The 12,220-nt window shown below is 45.7% G+C and carries 10 protein-coding genes; 3 read left to right on the top strand and 7 right to left on the bottom strand.

The features are described from left to right. Positions 1-62: 62 nt before the first annotated feature. Positions 63-599, bottom strand: a complete 537-nt coding sequence (locus NL647_RS00975; protein WP_005448705.1) for a fimbrial protein — start codon at positions 597-599, stop codon at positions 63-65. Between the two features lie 488 nt (positions 600-1,087). Beyond that, positions 1,088-2,014, bottom strand: coding sequence for a DMT family transporter (locus tag NL647_RS00970; protein ID WP_053050909.1), 927 nt, complete (start codon positions 2,012-2,014; stop codon positions 1,088-1,090). 131 nt (positions 2,015-2,145) lie between these two features. On the opposite strand from NL647_RS00970, the gene NL647_RS00965 reads away from it, so the two are divergent. The 3 genes from NL647_RS00965 to NL647_RS00955 all read left to right on the top strand — a co-directional run bounded on the left by NL647_RS00965 (position 2,146) and on the right by NL647_RS00955 (position 6,891). Next, entirely contained in the window at positions 2,146-3,036 is an 891-nt protein-coding gene (locus NL647_RS00965; RefSeq protein ID WP_005448703.1) for a LysR substrate-binding domain-containing protein, read from the top strand. A gap of 501 nt (positions 3,037-3,537) precedes the next feature. Continuing rightward, the gene (locus NL647_RS00960) at positions 3,538-4,587 is read left to right on the top strand and encodes a trypsin-like serine protease (protein ID WP_230850223.1); all 1,050 of its coding nucleotides are present in this window, start codon (positions 3,538-3,540) and stop codon (positions 4,585-4,587) included. 123 nt (positions 4,588-4,710) lie between these two features. Further along, positions 4,711-6,891, top strand: coding sequence for an EAL domain-containing protein (locus NL647_RS00955; protein WP_253649477.1), 2,181 nt, complete (start codon positions 4,711-4,713; stop codon positions 6,889-6,891). 39 nt (positions 6,892-6,930) lie between these two features. Here the strand turns inward: NL647_RS00955 and fliJ are convergent, their stop codons facing one another. Genes fliJ through fliF form a run of 5 tightly spaced genes read right to left on the bottom strand, consistent with a single transcriptional unit; the run spans position 6,931 to position 12,219 of the window. Continuing rightward, on the bottom strand, positions 6,931-7,371 hold the full coding sequence (fliJ, locus tag NL647_RS00950) for a flagellar export protein FliJ (RefSeq protein ID WP_005448699.1): 441 nt from the start codon (positions 7,369-7,371) through the stop codon (positions 6,931-6,933). A 9-nt stretch (positions 7,372-7,380) separates the two neighbouring features. Further along, a complete protein-coding gene (gene fliI / locus NL647_RS00945) occupies positions 7,381-8,733 on the bottom strand; it encodes a flagellar protein export ATPase FliI (protein WP_038899007.1) in 1,353 nt (450 codons plus the stop codon). After that, the gene (gene fliH / locus NL647_RS00940; protein ID WP_005448696.1) at positions 8,726-9,481 is read right to left on the bottom strand and encodes a flagellar assembly protein FliH; all 756 of its coding nucleotides are present in this window, start codon (positions 9,479-9,481) and stop codon (positions 8,726-8,728) included. Before fliH ends, fliI begins: the two co-directional genes overlap by 8 nt. Before the next feature lie 4 nt (positions 9,482-9,485). Further along, positions 9,486-10,505 carry a flagellar motor switch protein FliG gene (locus NL647_RS00935; protein ID WP_005448694.1) on the bottom strand — a complete coding sequence of 340 codons (1,020 nt, stop codon included), beginning with the start codon at positions 10,503-10,505 and terminating at the stop codon, positions 9,486-9,488. Next, positions 10,468-12,219 (bottom strand): flagellar basal-body MS-ring/collar protein FliF, encoded by a 1,752-nt coding sequence (gene fliF, locus NL647_RS00930; protein WP_005448691.1) that lies wholly within the window; start codon positions 12,217-12,219, stop codon positions 10,468-10,470. The genes NL647_RS00935 and fliF overlap by 38 nt, the downstream gene beginning before the upstream one ends. Position 12,220: the final 1 nt, after the last annotated feature.

Here is a 12,220-nt window from a genome sequence, read left to right as displayed (position 1 = left end):
AACATTATCACCTCATCACTTTACAACGAGGAGAGAGGACAGAGCCTCTCTCCAATTACAACTTACTGGTAAGAGACTGCGTACTGTAGTGACGCATTTACTGTACCTGCTGTTGATGCACCTGTTGCGTAGTACTGGGCTTTGTACGTCGCACTGTTTGCTTTCTCGCCAGCGGCAAGTGCAAGATCATTACTTCCTTTGTAGCCACCGCTTAAGTCAATAGCAGAATCGCTAGTGTCTAAGATTTGTAACTCTACGTTTGTCGCACTGCCTGTATTGCCAAGGTTCCCATTACCTGTCACTTGGTTACCGACGAATACTGTCGAAATGTTCGGCACACCCGTTGTCGCGTTACCGGTACAACCAGAGATAGAAACTTCAAACTCCGTTGCACCAGCCGTGTCACCACTTTTCGCTAGCTCTGACTTCGGCACAGTTTCCAAAAGTACAACCGGGGAAGCATTTTCACCGTTTACTGAAACTGTGCATGTTTCATCTGTCACCTCACCTTGGAAAGTAATGGTATTCGCCGATGCCGCCAGAACAGAAGACGTAAATAAACATGAACCTAAGATCGCAACTAATTTATTGAGCTTCATAATATTTTCCTTAATCCTATTTTTTGAACAGAAAATGAACTGAATTAACATTAGTTATTTTTGTTAACCGAGTTCATACATTGTTTTTTGAACTCATGTCTAATTTTCCAGTTTTAAAAAATTACCAATTAGCATTAATTAAAATATTGGATTAGTGATGCTAACTCGTTACATTTATAGTTTATTACTATCGATTCCTAACCAAACCTATAATGAAAAGCTATCAGCATTTGGTTATAGAAAAAACAATCTTAGTTTCAGTTCAGACCTTTCCTACAGTACAAATAGAAAGTGTACGATCCCTAAATTCTTGCAAATCTTATTATTCAACTCTAAGCCTATGACAGAAATAGATTTATCTATTTGTTTTACTAAAATAGAAAAACGACCTGTTTTCCTACAAGGAAGGTAAACAAGTCATCATATTTAATAGAAAATAAAACAATTAAATAAAAACGGCAGACTCTCGCTGCCGTTTTTTAGTGTGATTATGATAACTCAGTCCTTCGCAGTACATGTACGCGGCGTGCTGAGAACCTAACCCAACAGGTATTCAATACCGTCGCTAACACAATCAAACTCACTCCTGCAACTTGGCTATGACTCATTTGGTCGTCAAAGAAGGTCCATTGCCATACTGCGGTAAACAACAGATTGGTGAATATCAGCGGTGCAAGCTGCGAACCACTGCTTGCAAGCTGGTACGCTTTGGAACGGAATACTTGCGTATTAATAATGAGTAACGACATCAAAAATACGAGTGCAGTATTGGGCGTTTCAAAAGTGCTTATCGATAGGGAATTAACCAACATACTCGCATCATTCACGAACACGAGTGGCAAGATAAGCAGTGCCGCTGTGCCGAAGGTCCAAAAATTGATTTCTAGTGGTGATAGACCACTCTTACTTGCTTTGTAGAGCGTCAATTGAGAACCCGAGTTAAACAGCCCACCAGCTAATCCCAAGAGCAAATCGATACGCCATGTAAACTCGCCATCTGCACCCGCCAATAAAATCACACCTGAAAACGCCATAACGAGCGCTACGATAGTCGACATTCGAATCTGACCACGCATAAACAGCTTCTCGACGATGGGCATAAACAGTGGTCCAGTTGCGAACAGTACAACCCCTTCAACCAAAGTGAGCGTTTGCAAAGAAGCAATGAAACACAACTGACACATTGCGATGAAAAGAGCACGCAGAACAATTGGTTTAATAGTACCTGCTGTAGGCAAAGTCAGATTCTTAAAGCGCAGCATGACCAATAAAATGAGAGCTGGAGTAAAGAAGCGTAAAAAACTGAACATGGTCACGGATAAATCATCACTGAGCTGCTTTGCTAACAGCCCTGTAACAGATAAGCTTAATGTCGACATCAACATAAAGATGACGGGTTTATTTTCTTCTTTCATTGGATACTCCTTAATTCACGGAGTATTTTAGGAAAAGGCGCTAGTGATAAATAGCGAGTATTTTTAAACGCTAATGTAAGTAAAACTTACAAGTTAAATTAAATCCAGTTCATAGAGAGAGCCGAAGCAGTATGCGCAAATTAGTCCCACTAAAATCCATCTACGCATTTGTCGCTGTAGCGGAGACAGGCAGCATGACAGAAGCCGCCCACCTACTCTCTGTGAGCCACTCTGCGGTTAGCCAAGCCATCAAATCATTAGAAGGTCAGGTCAATAAACCTTTGTTTGATCGCATTGGTCGCCAAGTCAGACTCAACAATGATGGTAAAAAGTATTATCGCAAAGTGGCGCCTGCGTTGGAGCAAATCGTCGATGCCACTGAAGCTTTGATTCACGATCAAAACTCCAAGCGTATTACGCTCAATATGGTTAACTCACTTGCTTTGCATTGGTGGATCCCTCGCATGTCGAGCTTGCAAGATTACGCCCCTCAGTTGGATGTTCGTCTGTCTAATTTGGTGGGATTGTTTAGCTTAGAGCAAGAGGGGATTGACGCTGCGGTCGTGCATGGCAGTCCTCAAGAGTGGCAAGATTACTATTGTGAAAAGCTGAGTGAGGATGAGTTAGTGTTGGTGTGCAGTCCCGAATTATTAGAGCAGCCTGATAACCGAGACATTCAGCAACTGCTATCAACTTACCCCATCATTGAAGTCACTAACGATCGCCGAAAGCATGACTGGCAAGTTTGGGAAGAAGAGACAGGATTACTGCGACCTACCAATAAAAAGCCAATGACCTTCAATATGTCCATTCAAGCGGTACAAGCAACGACAAGACGTTTGGGGTTATTGGTAACCCATCGTCTATTTGTCAAAGATGACATCAAATACGGGCAATTGGTGGAATTGGGCGAGCCTGTGGTCAACCCATACCAGCAGTTTTACTTTGTTTGCCCACCACACAAACTCAAACAGGAAGCCTTTCATTTACTGAGGTCTTGGCTAAGACAAGAGTTTAGCTGATACGCCAACATGCCCGTGTGCTAGAGCAGCGATCACACGAATTGTATTGAACCTAAAGTTTCGCCAGCACAAAGTTGCAAACGATTGAATATTAAATTGAGATAATCGACTTCATACCCAAGTGACTTCAAGATGCAGGATTCAGAGCGTTGTCATTGATTCGAGAGTAAGGAAAACAACGCAGTGTAATAGCCAGCTCTTTCCAAGTTGTTTGACGCAGCCTTTTGTTTGACTAAAAAAACGAGTCGAAGGCACGCTCCCAAAGGGCACTCTTTGCAAATAGTAAGGGCCTTGGCTTGTATACTTTGTTGCCGATTCTTGATTTAGAATGACTAGATCTTTAAATCGCCGCCGCGTCTACAAAACAAGTCATTCTCGCTGAATCTAGCATCTCGAGGTTACTTGGGTATAACGTGGATTTATTTGCATCACGAGTGAATAGATTAATGCCGGAATTGGTATAAAGTAAAAAGAGTGCTTTTGAAATCCAAGGATGGCTTTATGAGGTTGTATCATTTCTTTATGAGTGGCGTTGTTCTCATTGCCCCACTTTCTAGCTCAGCCGAAACGATGGGTGAAGTCAGTTCACCTGACGTGAAACCTTTTATTATTGGCGGACAACAAGCTACAGCCAACCAACTCCCTTTCTTTGCACGCGTCATTTTACACCGTACGGGTTCCAGTCAGTTTGCCAACATTTGCGGTGGTACCATCGTTAATGACAGGTACATCATGACCGCAGCACACTGTGTCGAACCGAGTGTCTTCACTGGCGGATGGACAATCAACGATCTTCGCGTGTTGGTAAAAAACCCAACCATGAACGATGTGTTCGTGGAAGAATTTAAAGATGTGCGAGCTATCACCATTCATCCAAACTACGATCCAGATGACCTTTGGATTAACGATATTGCTGTCTTGGAACTCACGCGTCCAATTACCGACAACGTCCAATCCATCACACTACCACAGGACTTTGGCGACTACAGTGAGCAGACGGTATATCAAATCTTTGGGCTTGGACAAACCTCAACGAACGATACGTCAGGTCCTAACTATCTACGCTGGGCAGAAATCCAACCCTTAACAGATTTACAGTGTGCCTCACTTGTTTCAGGCTTTAACTCACAAGAAAGCTTGTGCGCCAATGGCTTCCCTAACCGAACTTACACTGGGATATGTGCAGGAGACTCTGGTGGTCCTTTGACCTATCAAGACACCAACGGGGATTATCAACAGATCGGCATAGTGAGCTACGGATCTTCGGTTTGCGAGTCTCCCGCTATTCCTAGCGTATTTACAGAAGTACTCAATTACACTTCTTGGGTCGAGGCGCAAACCAGTTCCGGAGTAAAAACGGTCTACAACGCCGCCCTGGCTGCAAGCGAGGATTACCATAGCGAAGGGGATTCAGGGTTCGATCCGGAAGACACCACCAGCAATGATTTTGGCAATAATAACAGTGGTGAAAGCAGTGGCGGTTCACTTGGTTTCGGACTGGTCACTCTTGGCAGTTTATTCGCTTGGGTCAGACGCCGTCAGCCCTTGTAGCACGTGCCTTAAACCTTACTTACAATTTTTAGAATAAAAACTCTAAAACTTATCATTTTCCAGTACATCTTAAGCCGATAATCCTGTTATTATCGGCTACCCAACTACTTTCAGATCAAGTCCATGAATAATGCTGCATCGAGTCGCCGTATTTCAGCGATGCTGTTTTTGACTCTTGGCGTCATATTGTCCGTGTTTGCTGGTTTTGCGCTGTCGCAGATGTTTGTTATTGAGCAAGATTCCTTTCAGCTAATTTCTGCCGTCAGCTCCGTCATGATAGTGAGTTTTCTTCGTTATCAATGGCGCGCATTGCCTGCAGTAATACTCGGGTTATTCGCTTATTATTTTTGGACCGGAAGAACACTCGAACATGCGTTGCTTTACGCTTTCACTGTTCCATTGTTGCCTTTCGCATTTTCTAGCTTGTTTCATTACCTCAACAACCGTGCCCTCTATCAACCCGCAGAGCAAAGGATCACTTTATTCTTTGTCGTCATTGGGTGCTTATTTCCGTTCGCTAATACGATCAAGATGATGTTGGTCAACACCTTTGTTGATGGTCAATTTCTAAGCCCGGACTTTTTGTTCTATGCCACACTAGGGAATTACTTAACTCAGTTGTTGGTGACACCTATTTTGTACGTCATGGTGAGCTTACTCACCGATACCGACACACAATCGTATCTTGCCTTAGACAAGCGTTTAAGAGTTTCAAACTCCCGCTGTCGCGGCTACATAACATGGCTAGTAAGCTGTATTGCCATTTTTATTACTGCGGTACTTTCTTCATCTTCTTTCATGCTCAACTCGCTGAGCTTCTTTGCCGTACTTCTTGTCGTGATTGGTTTAGCTAAGCACGGACTCATTCGCCCACTGTTTGTTGGCGCGCCGTTCATTTTATTGATCATTAATGACAGTATCAGCCACTACAACGCAGGCTTAATTGGTGACAAACAGTTCTATGGTTTGCTGATCATCATTACCGTGCTCACTACCTTGGCGTATTTACTCGGTGGCTATTCAGTGAAGCTGTTCGAGATGACACAAAGACAGATTCGTTCAGAGCGGATTGACCCGTATTCAGGCTTGTCCAACATCGCCCAGTTAAAAGAAGACATCAGTCGTCAACGCCATTCCCTGTTGCTCTATCTTGATCTAACGCCAACGCTTTCTATGCTCACAGACCTCGGTCATGAGGGTAAATCGCAATTAATCATGCAACTGAGTGAGTTTCTTTATTCTCGCAACGACAGTATCAATCGCTGCTACCGCCCACCTTTCTCTACAGGGTTGTTGAGTTTTACTCATTACTCAGACCTCGCAGAGGAAGAGTTGCGAGAAGTCGTGGAGTATCTAGAGAGCTTTCAATTCTATTGGCGTGGCACCTCTGTTGCTCTTGTTTCGCCAACGATATTTTGTACCGTCGTTCATCACGGGCAAGACATTGAAAAGGTGGTGTCGATTTTGTGTGATCAACCACCTCAAAGCGATCGCAGTATTCATTGGATTAACGCACAATCGTTCGAAATGGACCGCGTCGATAAACTCAACCATATCCAACAGGTGTTTAAGCGCGAGCAGTTTGAACTGTTCTGCCAACCATATATGAAGCTCTCAGGTGTCGAAGAAACTAAGCACAGTTTTGAAGTGTTGTTACGCCTAAAAGAACAAAACGGAAAAGTGCTCTCACCTGCGGCATTTTTTCCTCTGATCAACCAATTCGGATTAGAGATAAAACTTGATCACTGGGTGATAATCAACACGTTTCGAATGCTTGGGGACAAGGTAAAAAACTGGGATGACATTGGGCATTGCGCGATCAATCTTACCGCGAAAACCCTAAGTGCAGAAAACCTAGCCTCTCGCATTATAGAGAGTGCCAAAAGCTTTAATGTACCGTTGGAAAAGATTTGCTTTGAGATTACCGAATCTTCAGCACTCATCAATGAACAACAAGCGATTGAAACCTTAAGCTTGTTACGCAAACTCGGTTGTAAAGTCGCAATTGATGATTTCGGTACTGGTTACGCTAGCTTTGCTTATTTGCGCCGCCTGCCATTAGATATTCTGAAGATTGAAGGGGCATTTGTACGTGAAATCACTAAGAGTGAAACCGACCGATTGATCGTCAGTTCCATTGCGACGGTTGCGAAAGAAATGCACTTAGAAACCGTCGCAGAGTTCGTAGAAACCGCAGAACATAGCGAGATATTACGCAGTTTGGGGATCAACTTTGCACAAGGTTATGGCGTCGCAAAGCCTATGCCGCTGAGTCGTTACCTAGCGAACCTCTTTGACCACTAAGACAAGAAAGAACAGTTACCAGCGCCAGAGTTCGCAACTTTATAGCGGTTTGCGTTTTAAGCGGGAATTGATGATGTCTTCAATCAATTTCTGCTCTTTCTTGGCTTTCTCATAATTTTGTTTACTGCGCCAACGTTCCAACACTTTCTCTAGCCCCTGCACTCGGGCATGTTTGTACTCAAGGTGTTTTTGTACCGAAGCGCATTCTGCTTGCATCACGGCTTGTTCATGTTCGTGGTGGTGAAGCATTTTTTGTAGCATGTGATCAACGCGATTTAAGTTCATCAGTGTCGCGCTATTAAGCACAGGTGTTGCAAGGGCGGATTGACCCGCATGGTTTTTGAGTTCAGAAAGCTGCTCTAGCTGCATCGCAAGATGAGAGTGACGCTGCCTCATCACATCGAGCTGCTGCCCCACTCTATCACGCTGCTTTTCTTCCATTTGCTGCAGCTTACCAACCGCTTTTAGTTTGGACTCCATGCTGTAACCTTATTGCGCCTCACTCTGGAACATCTGCGCCAACGCCGTCAAACTGGTTGGGTAGTCTACGGCTTCATTTGCAGACTGCTGTAGATAAGCACGCAATTGCGGATACATAGAAACCGACTGATCCAACTCAGGATCTTGTCCTGGTTGATAGCCACCCAGTGGTAATAACTCTTTAACTTGCAGATAGTTGGAGTAAAGCTGACGGAAGTTATTAGCAATCGTGCTGTGCGCCTCGTGAGTACAAGCGTTCATACAACGGCTGATAGAAGCATTGATATCAATCGCTGGGTAATGCCCTTGCTCAGCCAATTGACGAGACAACACAACGTGCCCATCCAAAATTGCACGAGCAGAATCAACCACAGGATCTTGTTGGTCATCACCTTCGGCAAGCACGGTATAGATTGCGGTCAGACTGCCATGCGGGTTTTCGCTGTTACCCGCTCGTTCTAAAAGCTGAGGCAAAACGCTGAATACCGAAGGCGGATAACCTCGTGATGCTGGCGGCTCACCCAAAGACAAGGCAATTTCTCGCTGCGCCATCGCATAACGCGTCAAAGAATCCATCAGGAGCAATACGTCTTTACCTTGGTCACGAAAGTACTCAGCAACTCGGTGACAAAGTAATGTGGCGCGCAATCGCATCAGTGGCGATTCATCCGCGGGTGCGGCGATAATCACCGCTTTCTGACGAGCTTCTGGTGTTAAGTTTCGTTCAATAAACTCGCGGACTTCTCGACCACGTTCGCCAATCAAACCCACGACAATCACATCGGCCTCTGTGTTCTGCGTGATCATTCCCATCAAGACACTTTTGCCGACACCACTGCCAGCCATCAAGCCAATGCGCTGCCCTTTACCCACAGTCAATAAACCATTGATAGCACGAACGCCAACATCCAGAGGCGTATCGACCGGGCGACGTTTAAGTGGGTTGATCGGTTTAGGTTCAAGTGAAACACGATCTCCCCCTTTAAGTGGCGCACCGTCATCGAACGGTTCACCTAATCCGTTGACCACCCGCCCTAACCATTGCGAACTAAGCTGTACCGTGCTGTCTCCATCCAGTGGAATGACTTTGGCACCAGCAAATAAGCCACCTAAACGGCGAATAGGCATTAAGTAGGCGACGGTATGATCAAAGCCAACCACTTGCGCTTCGATCATATCCCCTTCTGCGGTTTCAACTAGGCAACGTTGTTCCAGTTTGAAACGACAGCCAACGGCTTGAAGCATCAAACCATTTACTTTGATCAATCGCCCTGTCACTCTCGCAACGGGAATTGAATCGAGCGACGCTAATGCATCGCTCAAACGCTCACTTAATACTTCATGGCTTAAGGTGCTATTCATCTTCGGTTTCAACCTGCGGAATCGACACTTCATCAAGCAAGTGCTGCTTTACGTTGTCCATACAAGCTTCCAAGCGTGAATCGCAGCTCGCATCAGCTTCGGCATCTTCGGTGACAAGCTGACAACCGCCCACAGGCAACTCGGCATTTGCAACCAACTTCCAAGCTGATGGCAAATCTGCATTGATCTGATTAATACGCTCTAAATCCTGCGGATTCAAATGCACAATCACACTCTCCGCTTTGCCCGGCATTGCCGATAGCGTTTCATCAACCAAGGCTAAGATTTGCTGTGGCATTAAGGTCAGCTCAGCACGAATAACCTGCTGCGCCACCTTTTGTACTAACTCGCAAATCATGTGACGTTGTTGCTGTTCTTTTTCGTTCTGCCAACGAGACAGAGCATGGAACAACTCATTCACTGGTTTCGCCGCTTCCATAAAACCTTGCTTTCCAGATTGCTCTCCAGAAATAAACCCTTTTTGAAAGCCTTCTTTTTGTCCATCGAGCAAGCCTTGTTGTTTACCCTGCTCAATGCCTTGACGTAGACCTTCATCATGACCTTGCTGTAAACCCTGTTGAAAGCCAGCCTCAAGCTGTTGCTGAATATCAGCTTGAGTATCTTGCCAACCTTGATTTTCCAGCGCGAAGTCATCTTCAATATTTACTGGCTGTGCCAAAGGTGGAAAGCGATGTAAACGGTAACCACTTGGGGGTAAACGCATGGTATTTGGTGCTTTGTCTGCCATTGCGTTACTCCACCGTTGGCTCTTCGTAAAGTAGCAGTTGAATTTCGCCCGACTCATCGAGCTCACGAACTAGCTGCATAATGTCCTGACGTGCACGCTGCACTCGGCTCAATACCACGGCGCCGCGCAGTTCCATATCGTCTTCTAGCGCTTTAACCATACGTTGAGGCATAGAACGTTTGATTGCCTGCTGCATAGTAATCTCGGAGCCTTTCAATGCCACAGCCCACAATTCCAATGGGATCTGTTGAACCAGTGCATCCATGGTTTCTTCGCGCTGACGACCCAGCACCATGAAGTCGAACATGTTCTCTTCGATTTCATTCACAACATCCTCGTCGTGCAGTTTGAGCATTTCCATCAAGGACGCGCGATCACCTTCAAATCGGTTAATGATGTCTGCCGCTTGCTTCACACCAGACAAAGGCGTGGTTTGACTAGCAGAAACCTTGTCAATACAACGCTCTACAAGCTCGTGCAAATCGTTCGCAACTTGGTGATCGATATCTTGCAACTGAGCAATGCGGAACAAGATCTCATCATGGTAATCCTGCGGCAGGTGCTTCAATACGGCTGAAGAACTGTCCGCGGGCAGATAAGCCAAGAAAATAGCCTGCATCTGTGGGTGCTCGTTGACGATAAATCGTGCCAACGTTTCCGCCTCTACCCACTGTAAACGCTGCATGTTATTGCGAATTTCATCGCCATACAGGTTGTTGAGCAACCCCTTTGCCAAATCGTTACCTAACGCTTTACGTAGCGTATTGGACAAGTATTCTTTCGACGCGCCACGAATGCCGCTGTGCTCTCGGAAATCTTCAAAAAAGTTTTGGATGACACCACGAGCAGAATCACTTTTGATGCCATTCAACTTCGCCATTGCGCGAGTCACGCGCTGGGTTTCATCACGAGTAAAGTTTTGCAGCACTTTTGCAGCCGCGTCCTCTCCCATCCCCAGTAGCACAAGGGCGGTTTGTTCTACATAACTAAGCGTCTGTTTTGACGTCAACGGCGCTGTGTTCATTGATGTTTACCCATTGTTTCAGAATTTCGGCTACACGCTCTGGCTCTTCGTTGGCAATAAGCTGTAGGTGTTTCAATTGAATCTCAAGTGGAGAGCCTGCTGGCGGTAACATGTCACTGTTAACATCCAATCCAGACGAAACGGCAATCCCTTTCTCTGATAGTTTGCGATTAAGCACCTCTTCACGCTCACGCTCTTCACGAGTTTGTAGGTTGTCGTAATCCGGTTCGATTTGCGGCTCAGCAAACTCCAGCTCAGGAGCAGGTTTGTCTGCACCTGTTAGATGCATGATAAGCGGACGAAGAACAAAGAAGATCATCGCCAAACCCAACATTCCGCCAATCACGTAACGCAAAGGCTGCTGTACCGTCGGGTCTTGCCACCAAGGCATTGCCGGCGGCGCGTCAATCTCGATTGGAGTGAAGTTGAAGCTCATAAGGCTCAAGCTATCACCACGAGCGTTTGAGATACCAACTGCGTCCATGATCATGGTCGAAATTTGCGTTTTATCGGCTTCGCTCCAAGCCACACCATCCGGCGCCGCTTGTGAGTTCAGCAAGACCGAAACACTTAATTTGTCTATCTGACCTTGTTGGTATTGAGTACGACGAACACTGCTACCCACTGCGTATTGACGGTTGATCTCCGAACGCGCGTTTGAGTTCTGGCTGTCATTCGTTGGCGTTTCACCGGTGACTGGCGGTTGGTTGCTCAATGAACCAGGGATACCAAGAGCGATTTGGTCGATTGAGTTATTTTGAATCGTATGCTCATTACGGACCACTGGAGCGTTGTCTAAGATTTCTTGCGTTTCTTCAACTTGGCTGAAATCCATATCTGCCGCGACTTGAACACGGAAGTTACTTGGTCCCACGATTGGGGTCAGCATGTCAGCGGCACGTTGAATGATTTGTTTCTCAACGTTTTTTTGATATTCAAGGTATTTGGCGTTCACTTTGCCAGCTTCAGCAGAAGCAACGTCTGCACTCAATAGGCGACCGTATTGGTCAACGACAGAGACAAACTCCGGCTTCATTGCCGTCACACTGCCAACCACCAAGTTAATGATCGCTTCAACTTGCTCAGGCTTAAGGTCTTCACCCGGTTTAAGCTCTAGCATGACCGAAGCCGACGGGTTTTCCGTATTTTGACGCACAAACAGGGTTTGACGAGGAATAGCAAGGTGCACACGTGCGTTTGCGACTGAGTTTAGAGACATGATAGTACGTACTAACTCACCTTCTAAACCATGACGGTAGCGTGCAGTTTCCATGAACTGACTGGTACCAAGAGAACTGTCTTCTTTTAATGAATCAAGACCCGTTGGCAGCTTCGCTTTTACCCCTTTTGAAGCCAAAAGCATACGGATACGTGCAACCTCACCTTCAGGAACCAGCACTTGTCCATTTTGCTCTTGCATACGGTAGCTGATGCCTTCCGTTTCTAATACCGACACAATCTCGCCAATATCAAAGCGCTCTTGCTGGCTATATAGAGGACGGAAGCTCTGAGAAGAACTCCAAAGCGCGACCACAATGAGCGCGGCAACAATAGCAGCCAAAACAGCAGACAACACCAGGTTGCGTTGGCTGCTTGACCACAATTGCTTGATTTTGTTTGTAACGTCATCCATTCCATTGCTTGAAGAGAATGACTGAGTGGTGCCAGTATGCATTGCAGAAGTACCGGCGACTTGAGTGGATAGTTCTGACATG

The organism is Vibrio sp. Y29_XK_CS5 (assembly GCF_024181835.1).
GTDB lineage: Bacteria > Pseudomonadota > Gammaproteobacteria > Enterobacterales > Vibrionaceae > Vibrio > Vibrio harveyi.
This window is presented reverse-complemented; position numbering and strand designations above follow the sequence as displayed.

Coding starts and splice junctions, on each gene's coding strand:
- NL647_RS00975 (WP_005448705.1), bottom strand. CDS start 599: ATGAAGCTCAATAAATTAGTTGCGATCTTAGGTTCATGTTTATTTACG.
- NL647_RS00970 (WP_053050909.1), bottom strand. CDS start 2,014: ATGAAAGAAGAAAATAAACCCGTCATCTTTATGTTGATGTCGACATTA.
- NL647_RS00965 (WP_005448703.1), top strand. CDS start 2,146: ATGCGCAAATTAGTCCCACTAAAATCCATCTACGCATTTGTCGCTGTA.
- NL647_RS00960 (WP_230850223.1), top strand. CDS start 3,538: ATGAGGTTGTATCATTTCTTTATGAGTGGCGTTGTTCTCATTGCCCCA.
- NL647_RS00955 (WP_253649477.1), top strand. CDS start 4,711: ATGAATAATGCTGCATCGAGTCGCCGTATTTCAGCGATGCTGTTTTTG.
- fliJ (WP_005448699.1), bottom strand. CDS start 7,371: ATGGAGTCCAAACTAAAAGCGGTTGGTAAGCTGCAGCAAATGGAAGAA.
- fliI (WP_038899007.1), bottom strand. CDS start 8,733: ATGAATAGCACCTTAAGCCATGAAGTATTAAGTGAGCGTTTGAGCGAT.
- fliH (WP_005448696.1), bottom strand. CDS start 9,481: ATGGCAGACAAAGCACCAAATACCATGCGTTTACCCCCAAGTGGTTAC.
- NL647_RS00935 (WP_005448694.1), bottom strand. CDS start 10,505: ATGAACACAGCGCCGTTGACGTCAAAACAGACGCTTAGTTATGTAGAA.
- fliF (WP_005448691.1), bottom strand. CDS start 12,219: ATGTCAGAACTATCCACTCAAGTCGCCGGTACTTCTGCAATGCATACT.